Origin of the sequence: Streptomyces sp. NPDC088785, from assembly GCF_044750685.1 — a bacterium.
GTDB lineage: Bacteria > Actinomycetota > Actinomycetes > Streptomycetales > Streptomycetaceae > Streptomyces.
This window is the reverse complement of record NZ_JBIVKH010000002.1, coordinates 624,404-640,222: the sequence shown is the minus strand read 5'-3', so window position 1 is coordinate 640,222 and position 15,819 is coordinate 624,404. Positions and strand designations below refer to the sequence as shown.

At 72.7% G+C, this 15,819-nt stretch carries 16 protein-coding genes, 1 pseudogene and 1 riboswitch; of the genes and pseudogenes, 9 read left to right on the top strand and 8 right to left on the bottom strand.

Annotated elements, in window-relative coordinates; translation table 11 throughout:
- Positions 1 to 69 precede the first annotated feature (69 nt).
- Both ACIP5K_RS08540 and ACIP5K_RS08535 read right to left on the bottom strand, forming a co-directional pair.
- Positions 70 to 1,299 carry an NAD(P)/FAD-dependent oxidoreductase gene (locus tag ACIP5K_RS08540; protein WP_401406774.1) on the bottom strand — a complete coding sequence of 410 codons (1,230 nt, stop codon included), beginning with the start codon at positions 1,297 to 1,299 and terminating at the stop codon, positions 70 to 72.
- A gap of 103 nt (positions 1,300 to 1,402) precedes the next feature.
- Positions 1,403 to 1,738 (bottom strand): annotated as a pseudogene (locus ACIP5K_RS08535) (hypothetical protein); the annotation flags it as partial.
- Between the two features lie 53 nt (positions 1,739 to 1,791).
- Positions 1,792 to 1,905, top strand: a riboswitch (TPP riboswitch).
- Between ACIP5K_RS08535 and thiO the strand changes: the two are divergent.
- From thiO to ACIP5K_RS08505, 6 genes are all read left to right on the top strand, one after another.
- Positions 1,903 to 3,090: a glycine oxidase ThiO gene (gene thiO, locus ACIP5K_RS08530; RefSeq protein WP_401406772.1), complete on the top strand. Its 1,188-nt coding sequence runs from the start codon at positions 1,903 to 1,905 to the stop codon at positions 3,088 to 3,090. (Overlaps the previous riboswitch by 3 nt.)
- Positions 3,087 to 3,287: a sulfur carrier protein ThiS gene (gene thiS, locus ACIP5K_RS08525; RefSeq protein ID WP_401406770.1), complete on the top strand. Its 201-nt coding sequence runs from the start codon at positions 3,087 to 3,089 to the stop codon at positions 3,285 to 3,287. The genes thiO and thiS overlap by 4 nt, the downstream gene beginning before the upstream one ends.
- Before the next feature lie 7 nt (positions 3,288 to 3,294).
- Positions 3,295 to 4,089, top strand: coding sequence for a thiazole synthase (locus ACIP5K_RS08520; RefSeq protein ID WP_401406768.1), 795 nt, complete (start codon positions 3,295 to 3,297; stop codon positions 4,087 to 4,089).
- A gap of 89 nt (positions 4,090 to 4,178) precedes the next feature.
- Positions 4,179 to 6,119 carry a Stk1 family PASTA domain-containing Ser/Thr kinase gene (gene pknB, locus ACIP5K_RS08515; protein WP_401406766.1) on the top strand — a complete coding sequence of 647 codons (1,941 nt, stop codon included), beginning with the start codon at positions 4,179 to 4,181 and terminating at the stop codon, positions 6,117 to 6,119.
- Positions 6,120 to 6,184: 65 nt separating this feature from the next.
- Entirely contained in the window at positions 6,185 to 7,075 is an 891-nt protein-coding gene (locus ACIP5K_RS08510; RefSeq protein WP_401406764.1) for a deoxyribonuclease IV, read from the top strand.
- Between the two features lie 71 nt (positions 7,076 to 7,146).
- On the top strand, positions 7,147 to 7,689 hold the full coding sequence (locus tag ACIP5K_RS08505; RefSeq protein WP_401406761.1) for a DUF4396 domain-containing protein: 543 nt from the start codon (positions 7,147 to 7,149) through the stop codon (positions 7,687 to 7,689).
- Between the two features lie 47 nt (positions 7,690 to 7,736).
- Here ACIP5K_RS08505 and ACIP5K_RS08500 read toward each other — a convergent pair whose 3' ends face one another.
- Positions 7,737 to 8,369: a sulfite oxidase-like oxidoreductase gene (locus tag ACIP5K_RS08500; RefSeq protein ID WP_401406758.1), complete on the bottom strand. Its 633-nt coding sequence runs from the start codon at positions 8,367 to 8,369 to the stop codon at positions 7,737 to 7,739.
- A 176-nt stretch (positions 8,370 to 8,545) separates the two neighbouring features.
- Between ACIP5K_RS08500 and bfr the strand changes: the two genes are divergently transcribed.
- Positions 8,546 to 9,025, top strand: coding sequence for a bacterioferritin (gene bfr / locus ACIP5K_RS08495; RefSeq protein WP_401406755.1), 480 nt, complete (start codon positions 8,546 to 8,548; stop codon positions 9,023 to 9,025).
- A 23-nt stretch (positions 9,026 to 9,048) separates the two neighbouring features.
- Here the strand turns inward: bfr and ACIP5K_RS08490 are convergent, their stop codons facing one another.
- Both ACIP5K_RS08490 and ACIP5K_RS08485 read right to left on the bottom strand, forming a co-directional pair.
- Positions 9,049 to 9,288: a bacterioferritin-associated ferredoxin gene (locus ACIP5K_RS08490; protein WP_401406752.1), complete on the bottom strand. Its 240-nt coding sequence runs from the start codon at positions 9,286 to 9,288 to the stop codon at positions 9,049 to 9,051.
- A 184-nt stretch (positions 9,289 to 9,472) separates the two neighbouring features.
- The gene (locus tag ACIP5K_RS08485; RefSeq protein ID WP_401406749.1) at positions 9,473 to 10,825 is read right to left on the bottom strand and encodes a class II 3-deoxy-7-phosphoheptulonate synthase; all 1,353 of its coding nucleotides are present in this window, start codon (positions 10,823 to 10,825) and stop codon (positions 9,473 to 9,475) included.
- A gap of 100 nt (positions 10,826 to 10,925) precedes the next feature.
- On the opposite strand from ACIP5K_RS08485, the gene ACIP5K_RS08480 reads away from it, so the two are divergent.
- Entirely contained in the window at positions 10,926 to 10,985 is a 60-nt protein-coding gene (locus tag ACIP5K_RS08480; RefSeq protein ID WP_353947020.1) for a trp operon leader peptide, read from the top strand.
- Positions 10,986 to 11,105: 120 nt separating this feature from the next.
- Complete coding sequence (locus ACIP5K_RS08475; RefSeq protein WP_401406746.1) at positions 11,106 to 13,001, top strand: anthranilate synthase family protein; 1,896 nt, start codon at positions 11,106 to 11,108, stop codon at positions 12,999 to 13,001.
- Here ACIP5K_RS08475 and ACIP5K_RS08470 read toward each other — a convergent pair.
- The 3 genes from ACIP5K_RS08470 to ACIP5K_RS08460 form a co-directional block, all read right to left on the bottom strand.
- Entirely contained in the window at positions 12,950 to 13,948 is a 999-nt protein-coding gene (locus ACIP5K_RS08470; RefSeq protein WP_401406743.1) for a 2-hydroxyacid dehydrogenase, read from the bottom strand. The genes ACIP5K_RS08475 and ACIP5K_RS08470 overlap by 52 nt on opposite strands.
- A gap of 73 nt (positions 13,949 to 14,021) precedes the next feature.
- Positions 14,022 to 15,050, bottom strand: a complete 1,029-nt coding sequence (locus tag ACIP5K_RS08465; RefSeq protein WP_401406740.1) for a 6-phosphofructokinase — start codon at positions 15,048 to 15,050, stop codon at positions 14,022 to 14,024.
- Between the two features lie 52 nt (positions 15,051 to 15,102).
- Positions 15,103 to 15,804 (bottom strand): response regulator, encoded by a 702-nt coding sequence (locus ACIP5K_RS08460; RefSeq protein WP_401406737.1) that lies wholly within the window; start codon positions 15,802 to 15,804, stop codon positions 15,103 to 15,105.
- Positions 15,805 to 15,819 lie beyond the last annotated feature (15 nt).

The window sequence follows — 15,819 nt, the reverse complement described above, 5'->3', positions numbered from 1 at the left end:
ATCCCGCACCGACAGTCGGAAGCCGGGACCGTCTGACCAGGTGTTCCCGGGCCGTCGCGGGCGCCGGGATCAGGCCGCGGCGGCCTTCAGCGGGCGGGCGGGATCGGCCAGCCGGGCGGGGTCGAGGACGGTGCCGGCCTCGATGAGCTTGCGGCCCTGGGCCAGGTCGCGGGGCTTGCCGACCGCGAGGACGGCGACGAGGGCGCCGGCCCGCAGCCAGCACACGGACCAGGCGGCGCCCGCCGGGTCGCCGCGCCACACGGCCGTGTCGGCGCTCTCGTGGTGGCCGGCGTACTGCACGAAGCGGCCGAACTGCTCGGACCAGAAGTAGGGCACCGGGTCGTAGACGGCGGGCGTCTCCCCGATGATGTTGGCCGCCACGGTGCGCGGGCCCTGGAGGGCGTTGTCCCAGTGGTGGACCAGCAGCCGCTGTCCGTAGCGCGCCGAGGGGAACGACGAGCAGTCCCCGACCGCGTACACGTCCGGCACGGAGGTGCGCAGTCCGTCGTCGGCCAGGACCTCGCGGTGGGCGCCCAGGGCGATGCCGGAGCCGGCCAGCCAGCGGGTGGCGGGGCGGGCGCCGATGCCGATGACGACCGCGCCCGCGGGCAGCCGCGTGCCGTCGTCCAGGACGACGGTGCCGGGTTCGATGCGCTCCACGCGCGCGTGGGTGCGCAGTTCCGCGCCCGAGTCCGCGTACCAGGCCGCCATGGGGGCGGCCATCTCGGCGGGCAGCGCGCCGGCCAGCGGGCGCTCGGCCGCCTCGACGACGGTGACCCGGCAGCCGGCCTCGCGCGCGGCGGTGGCGAACTCGGCGCCGATCCAGCCCGCTCCGACGACGACCACGTCGTGCTGCTCGGCGAGGACGGGCCGCAGCCGCGCGGCGTCGTCGAGGGTGCGCAGCAGGTGCACGCCGGGCACGCCCTCGGTGTGCGGCAGGCGGACCGGTTCGGCGCCGGTGGCGACGACCAGGACGTCGTACGGGACGGGGCCCCGGTCGGTGTCCAGCGCGTGGTCGCCGGGGCGCAGGCCGGTGACCTCGCGGCCCAGCTCCAGGCCGACGCCGAGCGCCTCGAAGTCGACGTCGAAGGCGGAGCCCTCGGCCTTGCCGAGCAGCACCGCCTTGGACAGCGGCGGCCGGTCGTAGGGCTGGTGGGGCTCGGCGCCGATCAGCGTGACCGTGCCGGGGAAGCCCTGTTCGCGCAGGGCCACCGCCGTCTGCACTCCGGCCATGCCCGCGCCGACGATGACGACGCGCCGTCGCGCCGAAGCCGTGGTCCCGCTCTGCTGCTCGCTCACGGGATCACCTTAGGCACCTGATCTTGCGTCAGTCAGCGGAGCGGGCCACACGGGCGCCGTGACGTCCTGCACACGTGTCACCGGGTTTGAAACCGGCGACCGGTGCGATCTCCTCGACGACGCTGGTCCCGCGGCCCTCCTGGGACTCCCACCGCCAGGTCTCGTCGAGCCGTACCCGCCCGTCGGGCAGGTCGGACACGACGGAGCGGCAGTGGCCCGAGGACGTGGTCCCGTCGGTCCTCAGCTGGACGTAGCGGAAGTCCAGGCGGTCGCCGGAGCGGGTGCCCACGAGGTGCCCGCGGACGATGTCGCCGCCCCGGTAGTCGGCCCAGATCCGGCCGTCGTCCTCGTGGTAGGCGAAGCGGGTGCCGGTCCCCACCTGGCCCGGCGCCTGGTCGGCGACCGGGGCGAGGACGAGACCGTCGAGCGAGCGGGCCACGGGCGAGGGCTCCCTTTACTTGCGCGGGGACCGAAGGGCTAGGGTGGCCACCGTAGAGCACTCGCGGGAGCCCGTACGCAGCGGGCTGAGAGGGAGGCTGGGACGGCCTCCGACCGTACGAACCTGATCCGGGTCATGCCGGCGAAGGGAGGGGCTGGACGCCCATGTCGCGTACCTCATCGGGGGTTTCGAAGAAGCCTCCCGCCACCGACGTCCTCGTCGTCGGGGGCGGCATCATCGGTCTGGTCACCGCGTGGCGGGCCGCCCAGCGCGGGCTGTCCGTCGCGGTCGTCGACCCCGAGCCGGGCGGCGGGGCCGCCCAGGTGGCGGCCGGGATGCTGGCCGCCGTCACGGAACTGCACTACGGCGAGCAGACGTTGCTGGGCCTGAACGTCGCCTCGGCGCGCCGCTATCCGCGGTTCGTCGCCGAGCTGTCCGAGGCGAGCGGCCAGGACCTCGGCTACCGCGCGTGCGGCACGCTCGCCGTCGCGCTCGACGCCGACGACCGGGCGCACCTGCGCGAACTGCACGCGCTCCAGACGAAGTCGGGGCTGGAGTCCGCGTGGCTGTCGGGCCGTGAGTGCCGCCGCCTGGAGCCGATGCTCGCGCCGGGCGTGCGCGGGGGCCTGCGGGTCGACGGTGACCACCAGATCGACCCGAGGAGGCTCGCGAGCGCCCTGCTGACGGCCTGCGGGCGGGCCGGTGTGGTCCTGCACCGGACGTGGGCCGAGCGGCTGCGGGTCGCCCGGGACCGGGCCCGCGGGGTCACCCTCGCCGACGGCACGGAGCTCGACGCCGCCCAGGTGGTGCTGGCGGCCGGCAGCCGCAGCGGGCAGCTCGCGGGCGTCCCCGACGAGGTGCTGCCGCCGGTGCGCCCGGTCAAGGGGCAGGTGCTGCGGCTGACCGTGCCGCGGCGGTACGCGCCGTTCCTGAGCCGCACCGTGCGCGCCGTGGTCCGCGGCAGCCACGTCTATCTGGTGCCGCGGGTCGACGGCGAACTGGTGGTCGGCGCGACCACCGAGGAGCTGGGCTGGGACACCACGGTCACGGCGGGCGGGGTGTACGAGCTGCTGCGCGACGCCCACGAGCTGGTGCCCGGCATCACCGAGCTGCCGCTGACGGAGACGCGTGCGGGCCTGCGCCCCGGCTCCCCCGACAACGCCCCGCTGCTGGGTCCGACCGCGCTGCCGGGCCTGCATCTCGCCACCGGTCACCACCGCAACGGAGTGCTGCTCACGCCGGTCACCGGCGACGCCCTGGCGCACGTCCTGGTCACCGGTGAACTGCCCGAAGAGGCGCGCCCGTTCACCCCGAGGCGGTTCGACGCCGTCACCCTGGAGCAGCCCGCATGAACGTCACCGTCAACGGCGAGCCGCGCGCCGTGGCCGCCGGGGTCACGCTCGGCGCCCTGGTCGCCACGCTGACCACCGCGCACTCCGGCGTCGCCGCCGCGCTCAACGACACGGTCGTGCCGCGCACCAGCTGGCCGCGCACCGCGCTCTCCGAGGGAGACCGCGTCGAAGTCCTCACCGCCGTCCAAGGAGGCTGACCCGACCATGGCTGACGACGCTTTCCTCCTGGGCGGCGCCCTGTACTCCTCGCGCCTGATCATGGGCACGGGCGGGGCGCCGAGCCTGGACGTCCTCGAACGCTCCCTGGTGGCCTCCGGCACCGAGCTGACCACGGTGGCGATGCGGCGGGTCAGCGCCGACGCGCACGGCTCGGTCCTGTCGGTCCTGGAGCGGCTCGGCATCCGGGTGCTGCCGAACACGGCGGGCTGCTTCACCGCCGGGGAGGCGGTGCTCACGGCCCGCCTCGCGCGCGAGGCGCTGGGCACGGACCTGGTCAAGCTGGAGGTCATCGCGGACGAGCGCACCCTGCTGCCCGACCCGATCGAGCTGCTCGACGCCGCCGAGACGCTGGTCGACGACGGGTTCACGGTGCTGCCGTACACCAACGACGACCCGGTCCTGGCGCGCAGGCTGGAGGACGTGGGCTGTGCGGCGGTCATGCCGCTCGGCTCCCCCATCGGCTCCGGGCTCGGCATCCGCAACCCGCACAACTTCCAGCTGATCGTCGAGCACGCTCGCGTGCCGGTGATCCTGGACGCGGGCGCGGGCACGGCCTCCGATGTGGCGTTCGCCATGGAGCTGGGCTGTGCGGGTGTGATGCTCGCCTCGGCGGTGACCCGGGCCCAGGAGCCGGTCCTGATGGCCGCCGGCATGCGGCACGCGGTGGAGGCGGGACGGCTCGCGTACCGCGCGGGGCGCATCCCCCGGCGCCATTTCGCCGAGGCGTCCTCGCCCCGGGAAGGGCGTGCGGACCTCGATCCCGAGCGCCCCGCCTTCTGACGCCCGCGCCGGTCACAGCTGTGCTGCAGTACGGATCCGGTCCTGCCGCACCGGACCGCCCTGTCGGTGGCTCCTCGTAGACTCCCTGCGTGGACACGACCCTTCAGGACCCGTTGCTCGGGCATGTGCTCGACGCCCGGTACCGCATCGACGCACGCATCGCGGTCGGCGGGATGGCCACGGTCTACCGGGCCGTGGACACCCGCCTCGACCGCGTGCTCGCGCTCAAGGTGATGCATCCGTCGCTGGCGGCCGACGCCTCCTTCGTCGACCGGTTCATCCGCGAGGCCAAGTCGGTCGCCCGTCTCTCGCACCCCAATGTGGTGGGCGTCTTCGACCAGGGCACCGACGGCCCGTACGTCTTCCTGGCGATGGAGTACATCGCGGGCTGCACGCTGCGCGACGTCCTGCGCGACCGCGGGGCGCTGCGGCCCCGGGCGGCCCTCGACATCCTGGAGCCGGTGCTCGCCGCGCTGGGCGCGGCGCACCGGGCGGGGTTCGTGCACCGCGACATGAAGCCGGAGAACGTGCTGATAGGGGACGACGGCCGGGTGAAGGTCGCCGACTTCGGCCTGGTCCGCGCGGTGGACACGGTCACCAACACCACGGGTTCGGTCCTCGGCACGGTGTCCTATCTGGCGCCCGAGCAGATCGAGCACGGCACGGCGACGCCCTCGGTGGACGTCTACGCGTGCGGGGTCGTCCTGTACGAGATGCTCACCGGCGGCAAGCCGCACCTGGGGGACTCCCCCGCGCAGATCCTGTACAAGCACCTCAACGAGGACGTGCCGCCGCCGTCGGCCGCCGTCCCGGGCCTGCCCTACGAGCTGGACGAGCTGGTCGCCTCGGCGACGGCCCGCACCCCCGGAGTCCGCCCCTACGACGCGGTGGCGTTCCTCGCGCAGGTCCTCGCGGCGCGGGCCACGCTGTCCGACGTCCAGCTGGACGCGGTACCGCCGCAAGCCCACGCGGCGGAGCACGCGGGGGCCGACGACCGGACCAGCGTGATCCCGCGCGCGGCGGGCTCCGGCCCGGTGCAGCTGCCGCTGCCGGTGCGGGACGAGCCGCACTACCAGCACACGAGCCGGCTGGAGTCCCCGCCGCCGCCCATGCCGCCGGCCCCGCCGCGCGGTCCGGGCCGCGGCCCGCGCCGCGGGCTGGTCGCGGTCGTCGCGGCGGTGCTGCTGGCCCTGGGGGTCGGCACGGGCGTCTGGTACATCAACTCGGGCCAGTTCACCAAGGTCCCCACGATCCTGAGCCAGAGCCGGGCCGAGGCCGAGCGCCGCGTGGAGGGGGCGGGCCTGAGCGTCGGCAAGGTCACCGAGAAGTACAGCGACGCGTTCGACCGGGACACGGTCATGGGCAGCGACCCGGCGCCCGGCAGCCGCATCCGGGACAACGGCACGGTGGACCTGACGGTGTCCAAGGGCCCCGAGACCGTGAAGGTCCCCGGCCTCAAGGGCACCACGCTGGCCAGGGCCAGGAGCGGGCTCAAGGACGCGGGCCTCGAACCGGGCATGGTCACCAGGGCGTTCAGCGAGGACATCGCCAAGGGGGCGGTGATCAGTTCGGACCCGAAGGCGGGCACGACCCGGCGGTCCGGCTCGGCGGTCGCCCTCGTCGTCTCCAAGGGGGCGCCGGTCGACGTGCCGGACGTCACCGGGGAGTCCCAGGAGGACGCGGTCGCCGACCTGGCGGACGCGGGCCTGAAGGCGAGGACCGCCCCGGCGCGGGTCACGTCCGACGAGGACAAGGGCGACGTCGCCAAGCAGTCGCCCGGCGAGGGCAAGCAGCTCGCCGAGGGCGACACGGTGACCCTGACGATCTCCAAGGGCCCGGTCATGGTCGAGGTGCCGGACGTCACGGGCATGAAGGTCGACGAGGCGACGTCGGCGCTGGAGGCCGCCGGGTTCCAGGTCGACGAGGACCGGGGACTGCTCGGCCTCTTCGGCGACCACGTGGACAAGCAGTCCGTGGACGGCGGCGACGAGGCACCCAAGGGCTCGACCATCAAGATCACGATCAGGTAGTCCGCCGGGTGGTCCGCGCGGCCCGGCTCCGGGACGCCCGCGCGCGCCATGACACCCTGGGCCGGGTGAACAGCAGCATCCGCAACCCGATCGGCGGCCACGTCCCCGTGGCCGGCGGCCTCGCCTCCGTAGGGCTGTCCTACGCGCGTGACCTCCAGGCCGAAACCGTCCAGGTCTTCGTCGCCAATCCGCGCGGCTGGGCCACCCCCGTGGGCAACCCCCGGCAGGACGAGGAGTTCCGCGCCGCGTGCGCCGCCGGGAACATTCCCGCGTACGTGCACGCGCCGTATCTGATCAACTTCGGGTCGCACACCGAGGCCACCGTCGAGAAGTCCGTGGTGTCGCTGCGCCATTCGCTGCGGCGCGCCCGCGCGATCGGCGCCCTGGGCGTGGTCGTGCACACCGGTTCGGCGACCGGCGGCCGGCCCCGCGAGGTCGCGCTGGCGCAGGTGCGGGAGCACATGCTGCCGCTGCTCGACGAGCTGACGCACGACGACGATCCGTTCCTGCTGCTGGAGTCGACCGCCGGGCAGGGGGCGTCGCTGTGCTCGCGGACCTGGGACTTCGGGCCGTACTTCGACGCGCTCGACCGCCATCCCCGGCTGGGCGTCTGCCTCGACACCTGCCACATCTTCGCGGCGGGCCACGACCTGACCGGGCCCGCCGGGATGAAGCAGACCCTCGACCTGCTGGTGGAGACGGTCGGCGAGGGCCGCCTCAAGCTGATCCACGCCAACGACTCCAAGGACGTCGCGGGCGCCCGCAAGGACCGGCACGAGAACATCGGCTCGGGCCACATCGGCGCCGAACCGTTCCGCGAGCTGATGGCCCACCCGGCGACCGCGAACGTCCCCCTGGTCATCGAGACGCCGGGCGGCAAGGAGGGGCACGCGGCGGACGTGGCCCGCCTCAAGGAACTGCGCCCGCCCTCCTGGTCCGTGCCTCCCACCCCCTGACCGGGAATACCCCTGGGGGGTATGCGGTTCCGGTCGGTGACAGGAACCACGCTCGGACCCCTGGGGGACTCATGCGGCACGAGACGCACACGCACCACGGCCACGACCACGACCACGACCACGACCGCAGCGACCACGGCCCTCGGCGCGGTCCCGGGATCGGGACCGGGGCCGCCGGGGTCAGCTGGTCGACGGCCGCGCAGGCCACCGCCCACTGCCTCACCGGCTGCGCCGCCGGCGAGGTGCTCGGCATGGTGATCGGCACCGCGCTCGGCTGGGGCAACGTGGCGACGACGGCGCTGGCGGTCGCGCTGGCCTTCGTCCTCGGCTACTCGCTCACGCTGCGCGGGGTGCTGCGGGCGGGCGTCGGCTTCCGGACGGCGTTCCGGGTCGCGCTCGCCGCGGACACCCTGTCGATCGCCGTGATGGAGCTGATCGACAACGGGGTCATCGCCCTGTGGCCGAGCGCCATGGACGCGCACCTCGACGACGCGCTGTTCTGGGGCGCCCTCGCCGTGTCCCTCGCGCTCGCCTTCGTGGTGACGACGCCGGTCAACCGCTGGATGATCGGCCGCGGCAAGGGCCACGCGGTGGTGCACCGGTACCACCACTGAGCCGTCGGCGCCCCGGACGGGGCGGGCCTCCCGGGGCGGGCGGAGCGCTACAGCTCGGGCCCTTCCCCGGGCCCCTCCTGGTACGAGTAGCGCTGCTCGCGCCACGGGTCCCCCACGTTGTGGTACCCGCGCTCCTCCCAGAAGCCCCGCCGGTCCGCCGTCATGTACTCGACACCGCGGACCCACTTGGGGCCCTTCCACGCGTACAGGTGCGGCACCACGAGACGCAGCGGGAAGCCGTGCTCGGCCGTGAGCTGCTCGCCCCCCTTGTGGGTGGCGAAGATCGTGCGCTCGGAGACGAAGTCCGCGAGCCGGAGGTTGGAGCTGAAGCCGTACTCGGCCCAGACCATGACGTGGGTGACGTCGGGGGCCGGCGGGGCCAGCTCCAGCAGGGTCGAGGCCCGCACCCCGCCCCACTCGGCGCCGAGCATGCTGAACTTGGTGACGCAGTGCAGGTCACCGACGACCGTGGCGTAGGGCAGCGCCGAGAACTCCTCGTGGTTCCAGGTGTGCTTGTCGCCGTCCGCGGTGGCTCCGAAGACCCGGAACTCCCAGCGCTCGGGGCGGAATTTGGGCACCGGGCCGTAGTGCGTGACGGGCCAGCCGCGCTGGAGGCGCTGCCCCGGCGGAAGCTCCTGCTGCACCGCTCCCCCAGACTCGCCTTCCACCGGATGACCCATGCCTCCATCCTGACAGACCCCGGGCAGTGGGCGTGACCACGCGGCCGCCGGCCGGCGACAGTCGATCATCGATTCGGGCAACTCCTACTAAGCGTGCACTTACTGGACGGGTTTCTGCGCCGATGCGAGGATGCGCGAAACCTGCCCAGTCCACCCGCTTGGAAGGAGCCTCTGCGATGCAGGGCGACCCCGAGGTCATCGAATTCCTCAACGAGCAGCTGACCGCCGAACTCACCGCGATCAACCAGTACTTCCTGCACGCCAAGATGCAGGAGAACTTCGGCTGGACGAAGCTCGCGAAGTACACGCGGGCCGAGTCGTTCGACGAGATGAAGCACGCGGAGGTGCTGACCGACCGGATCCTCTTCCTGGACGGCCTGCCCAACTACCAGCGGCTCTTCCACGTCCAGGTCGGCCAGACGGTCACCGAGATGTTCCAGGCCGACCGGCAGATCGAGGTCGCGGCGATCGACCGGCTGAAGCGGGGCATCGAGGTGATGCGCGCCAAGGGCGACATCACGTCCGCAAACATCTTCGAGTCGATCCTCGAGGACGAGGAACACCACATCGACTATCTCGACACGCAGCTGGAGCTGGTGGAGAAGCTCGGCGAGCCGCTGTACATCGCGCAGCTCATCGAGCAGCCGGAGGGCTGAGACCCGGGTCCGGCGGACCGGCCCTAGGCCGCGTCCGGCAGCTCGACCCGCGGCGCCAGGGCCACGGCCGCCTCGCCCTGCTCGACCAGTTCGCGGCGGGGGCAGGCGCCCCGGCCGAGCAGCGCCTGGATCCGGCGCACGCACGAACCGCAGTCGGTGCCGGCCTTGCAGGCGGAGGCTATCTGGCGCGGGGTGGACGCACCGTCGTCCGCGTGCTTCCTGACCTGCGCCTCGGTGACGCCGAAGCAGTTGCAGACGTACACGCGGGTTCACCTCCCGGACGGGACGGGGTCGAGACTCATCAGTGGATGCCGCCCCGAATGTCGGTGAGGCTAACCTAACCTTACCCGGCCTTCCGGGAGCACGAAAGCGCCGTGGGGCACGGATCCTTGTGATCCGTGCCCCACGGCGTTCGCACACTGCCGCTCACGCGAGGTGAGCGAGCCACTACTGGTCGCGGTACATCTCCGCCACCAGGAACGCGAGGTCGAGCGACTGGCTGCGGTTCAGGCGCGGGTCGCAGGCCGTCTCGTAGCGCTGGTGCAGGTCGTCGACGAAGATCTCGTCGCCGCCGCCCACGCACTCGGTGACGTCGTCACCGGTCAGCTCGACGTGGATGCCGCCCGGGTGGGTGCCCAGCTCCTTGTGCACCTCGAAGAAGCCCTTGACCTCGTCGAGCACGTCGTCGAAGCGGCGGGTCTTGTGGCCGGAGGCCGCCTCGTAGGTGTTGCCGTGCATCGGGTCGGTGATCCAGGCGACGGTCGCGCCGGAGGCGGTGACCTTCTCGACCAGCTCGGGCAGCTTGTCGCGGACCTTGTCGGCGCCCATGCGGACGATGAAGGTCAGCCGGCCGGGCTCGCGGTCGGGGTCGAGGCGCTCGATGTACTGGAGCGCCTCCTCGGCCGTCGTCGTCGGGCCGAGCTTGATCCCGATGGGGTTGCGGATCTGCGAGGCGAACTCGATGTGGGCGCCGTCCAGCTGACGGGTGCGCTCACCGATCCAGACCATGTGGCCCGAGACGTCGTACAGGTCGCCCGTGCGCGAGTCGACGCGGGTCAGCGCCGACTCGTAGTCGAGCAGCAGCGCCTCGTGGGAGGCGTAGAACTCGACCGTCTGGAACTCGGCCGGGTCGGTGCCGCAGGCCCGCATGAAGTTCAGCGCGCTGTCGATCTCGCGGGCCAGCTGCTCGTAGCGCTGGCCCGACGGGGACGACTTCACGAAGTCCTGGTTCCAGGCGTGCACCTGGCGCAGGTCCGCGTAGCCGCCGGTGGTGAAGGCGCGCACCAGGTTCAGCGTCGAGGCGGACGCGTGGTACATCCGCTTCAGGCGCTCGGGGTCCGGGATGCGGGCGGCCTCGGTGAAGTCGAAGCCGTTGACCGAGTCGCCGCGGTAGGTCGGCAGCGTCAGGCCGTCCCGGGTCTCGGTCGGCTTGGAGCGCGGCTTGGAGTACTGGCCGGCGATCCGGCCGATCTTCACGACCGGCACCGAGGCGGCGTACGTCAGCACGGCGCCCATCTGGAGCAGGGTCTTCAGCTTGTTGCGGATGTGATCTGCGGAGACGGCGTCGAAGGCCTCGGCACAGTCGCCGCCCTGGAGGAGGAACGCCTCTCCCTTGGCGACGGCCGCCAGGCGGGTACGCAGCTGGTCGCACTCGCCTGCGAAGACGAGCGGCGGATACGACTCGAGGTCCGCGATCACATCGCGCAGAGCCTCGGCATCGGGGTACTCGGGCTGCTGCGCCGCGGGCAGGTCTCGCCAGGTGTTGCCAGCGCTCGCGCTGGTCTTAGCGTTCACGGTCACCTCGCCAACATTACGGGGTCAGGTCGGGTGTCCATCCCGGCGCTCATCTTTTGAGACGCGTCGGACACGCCTGAGCCCCTCCTCGGGTAGGGTTCCGCTCATGTTCGCGCAGTTTTCGACCCGCACCTGGTGGTGGACCGCACATCCGGCGGCCCACTGACTGCGCGTATCCGAATCCGCGAAGGCCGCCCGAGGGGCGGCCTTCCGTGTTTCCGGCACCGGTGGCGGCCGTTCCTCCCGATCGACTCTCCTGCGACAGTCCCTGGAAGGAACACCCGCCATGCTCGACCAGTTGCTCGCCGACGACCGCCCGTTCGCCCTGCTGCGCCGCCGCACCCCCGGGCGCGACCACGACACGGTCGAGGTCCTGATCGGCCCGGTCGCCACCTACGACCGGCTCGCGGACATCCCGGAGGGCCTGGCGCTGATCCCCTTCCGGCAGATCCGCGAGCGCGGCTTCGACGTCCGGGACGACGGGACCCCGCTGGCCGTCCTGCGCCCCGAGGAGACGTACGAGATCCCGCTCGCCGAGGCGCTGCGCCGGCTGCCCGGGCACGCCGTGGCGGTCCGGGACGGCGGCTTCGACGTCGACGACGACACCTACGCCGGCATCGTCGGCCGGGTGCTGGAGGAGGAGATCGGGCGGGGCGAGGGCGCGAACTTCGTGATCCGCCGGACGTACGAGGGGGAGATCCCCGGGTTCTCCCGGGCCGACGCCCTCGCCCTGTTCCGGCGGCTGCTCGACGGCGAGCGCGGCGCGTACTGGACGTTCGTCGTGCACACCGGGGAGCGCACGCTGGTGGGCGCGAGCCCCGAGGTGCACGTGCGGATGTCCGGCGGCACCGTCGTCATGAACCCCATCAGCGGCACCTACCGCTATCCGGCCGCCGGCCCCACCCCCGACGACCTGCTGGACTTCCTCGCCGACGGCAAGGAGATCGAGGAGCTGTCGATGGTCGTCGACGAGGAGCTGAAGATGATGTGCACCGTCGGCGACCGGGGCGGGGTGGTGATCGGTCCGCGCCTGAAGGAGATGGCGCACCTGGCGCACACCGAGTACGAGCTGCGCGGCCGGTCCACCCTCGACGTGCGCGAGGTGCTGAAGGAGACGATGTTCGCGGCGACCGTCACCGGCTCGCCGGTGCAGAACGCGTGCCGGGTGATCGAGCGGCACGAGCCCGTCGGGCGGGACGGCGTCGGACGCGGCTACTACGCGGGCGCGCTGGCGCTGGTCGGCCGGGACGCGGGCGGCTCCCAGACGCTGGACTCGCCGATCCTGATCAGGACCGCCGACATCGACACGGCGACCGGGCGGCTGCGGGTCCCGGTGGGCGCCACCCTCGTGCGCGGCTCGGACCCGCGCGGCGAGGTCGCCGAGACGCACGCGAAGGCCGCCGGGGTGCTCGCCGCCCTGGGGGTGCGGCCGGCCCGGCCGCGCGCGCACGACGCCCGCCCGGCGCTGGCCGACGACCCGCGGGTGCGCGAGGCGCTCGACGGGCGCCGGGCCGCCCTCGCGCCGTTCTGGCTGCGGATGCAGGAGCGCGCCGCCGAGCCGGCCGGGCACGCGCTGGTCGTGGACGGCGAGGACACGTTCACCGCGATGCTCGCGCACGTGCTGCGCTCCTCGGGGTTCGACGTGTGCGTGCGGCGCTTCGACGAGGAGGGGCTGCGGGAGCGGGTGCTCGCGCACGAGGGGCCGGTGGTGCTGGGGCCGGGCCCCGGCGACCCGTGCGACCCGGCCGATCCCAAGATGCGCTTCCTGCGCTCCCTGACCACCGAGGTGCTGCGCACGCACGCCCACGGGGTGCTCGGTGTCTGCCTGGGGCACGAGCTGATCGCGGCCGAGCTGGGCCTGGACATCGTCCGCAAGGAGGTGCCGTACCAGGGGGCGCAGACCGCCGTCGACCTGTTCGGCCGCACCGAGACCGTCGGGTTCTACAACAGCTTCGTGGCGGCCTGCGACGACGAGGCGGCGCGCGAGCTGGCCGCGCACCGGGTGGAGGTCGCCCGGTCGGCCACCGGTGAGGTGCACGCGCTGCGGGGCCCCGGGTTCGCGTCGGTCCAGTTCCACCCCGAGTCGGTGCTGTCGCTGCGCGGCGCCGGGATCGTGCGGGAGCTGCTGGGTCAGCTGGCGGCGGGCACCAGGACGTTCTCGGAGCGGCGGCCCGCGCGGTAGTCGAGGACGTTCTTCACCGTGGCCTCGATGATCTGTCCGACCGCGTCCACGGTGTAGTACGCCTGGTGGGAGGTGACCAGCACGTTCGGGAAGGTGACGAGGCGGGCCAGGGTGTCGTCCTCGACGATGTCGAGGGACTTGTCGAGGAAGAACAGGCCCGCCTCGGCCTCGTAGACGTCGAGGCCGACGCCCGTGAAGCGGCCCTCGCGCAATTCGGCGACCAGCGCCTTGGTGTCGATGAGGCCGCCGCGGCTGGAGTTCACCAGGATCGCGTCGTCCTTCATGGCGCGCAGGGCGGCGGCGTCGACGATGTGCTCGGTGGCGGGGAGCAGCGGCACGTGCAGGCTGATCACGTCGGCCTCGGCGAAGAGCTGCTCCTTGTCGACGTACTTCATGCCGAGGGCGGTGCAGTGCGGGTTCTCGGCGACGTCCCAGCCGAGCAGATTCATGCCGAAGCCGTGCGCGATCCGGGTGAACGCCTCGCCGATCTTGCCGGTGCCGAGCACGCCGACGGTGCGCCCGCGCATGTCGCGGCCCATGAGCCCGTCGAGGCGGAAGTCGAAGTCGCGGGTGCGGGTGCTCGCCCGCACGATGCGCCGGTTGACGGCCATCGTGAGGGCCCAGGCGAACTCCGCCACCGAGTACGGCGAGTAGTACGACACCCGGGACACGGTCAGGCCCAGGCGCTCGGCGACCTCCAGGTCGATGTTGTTGAAGCCGGTGGAGCGCTGGGCGATCATCTGGGTGCCGCCGGCCGCGAGGGTCTGGAGGACGCGGTGGTTCAGGGTGGCGTTGACGCTGGTGGAGATGACCTCGTAGCCCGCCGCGATGGGGGCGGTGTCCTCGGTGAGGAACACGTCGAGGCAGCGGACGTCGTGGTGCCCCGCGAAGGCCTGCTCGATCAGGGGCTTTTCATCGGATTGCACACCAAATGCGAGGATCTCCATGGGGCGAGTCTAGGGCGATCGCGCCCCCGCGGCGATCGAGGAGCGGGGTCCGGGGCCGAGCCCCGGAGCCGCCTCAGCCGAAGAAGACCCCCACTTCCTCGTAGAGAGCCGGATCGACGGTCTTCAGCCGGGCCGTGGCCTCGGCGATGGGCACCCGCACGATGTCGGTCCCCCGCAGCGCGACCATCGCCCCCCAGTCGCCGTCGCGCACGGCGTCGATGGCGTGCAGCCCGAACCGGGTGGCCAGCCACCGGTCGAAGGCCGACGGGGTCCCGCCGCGCTGCACATGGCCGAGGACGGTGGTGCGGGCCTCCTTGCCGGTGCGCTTCTCGATCTGCTTGGCCAGCCATTCGCCGACGCCGGACAGCCGGACGTGCCCGAAGGAGTCCAGCGACTCGTCCTTGAGGACCATGTCGCCGTCGCGCGGCATCGCGCCCTCGGCGACGACCACGATAGGGGCGTACGAGGCCCGGAAGCGGGAGGTCACCCAGGCGCAGACCTGGTCGACGTCGAAGCGCTGCTCGGGGATGAGGATGACGTTGGCGCCGCCGGCCAGGCCGGAGTGCAGGGCTATCCAGCCGGCGTGCCGGCCCATGACCTCGCAGACGAGGACGCGCATGTGTGATTCGGCCGTGGTGTGCAGCCGGTCGATCGCCTCGGTCGCGATCCCCACGGCCGTGTCGAAGCCGAAGGTGTAGTCGGTGGCGGACAGGTCGTTGTCGATGGTCTTCGGGACGCCGACGGCGCGGATGCCGTGGTCGTCGGTGAGGCGCGCGGCGACGCCCAGGGTGTCCTCGCCGCCGATCACGATGAGCGCGTCGACCTCCTGCGCGGCCAGGTTCTCCTTGACCCGGCGGACCCCGTCCTCCGCCTGGAAGGGGTTGGTGCGCGAGGAGCCGAGGATGGTGCCGCCGCGGGGCAGGATGCCGCGGACCGCGGGGATGTCGAGACGGACGGTGTCGTTCTCCAGGGGACCGCGCCAGCCGTCCCGGTAGCCGACGAAGTCATAGCCGTACTCCTGGACGCCCTTGCGGACGATGCCCCGGATCACGGCGTTGAGCCCGGGGCAGTCGCCGCCGCCGGTCAGTACTCCGACTCTCATCGCGTAACTCCCTTGTCACGGTGAGCAGTTCAGGAAACTGTCCCGCGCGGGGTCACTCGTCGTCCAGACCCCGCTCGATCGCGTACCGGACGAGCTCGACGCGATTGTGCAGCTGGAGCTTGCCGAGGGTGTTCTGCACGTGGTTCTGCACCGTGCGGTGGGAGATGACCAGGCGCTCGGCGATCTGCTTGTAGCTCAGCCCCTTGGCGACCAGGCGCAGCACCTCGGTCTCGCGCTCGGTCAGCTCGGGCGCCTTCGGCTCGTCGGTGCCGGCGGCGGAGGCGGGCTCGGAGGCGAGGCGGCGGTACTCGCCGAGCACGAGGCCCGCGAGGCCGGGGGTGAACACCGGGTCGCCGTCGGCGGTGCGGCGCACCGCGTCGATCAGCTCGTCCGTCGAGGCCGACTTGAGGAGGTAGCCGGTCGCGCCGGACTTCACCGCCTCCAGGACGTCCGCGTGCTCGCCGCTGGCGGACAGCACCAGGACGCGCAGCGCGGGGAAGGCGGCGACGAGTTCCTTGCAGACCTGGACGCCGGGCTTGGCCGGCAGGTTCAGGTCCAGGACGAGGACGCCGGGGGCGGCGGCCCGCGCCCGGCGCACCGCCTGCTCGCCGTCGCCCGCGGTGGCGACGACGTCGAATCCGGCGGCGGCCAGGTCGCGGGCGACGGCGTCGCGCCACATCGGGTGGTCGTCGACCACCATCACCCGGATCGCCCGCTGCCCGTCCGGCTCCCGCTCGGTCCGCTGCTCGCTCATCGTCGGTGTCCCGCC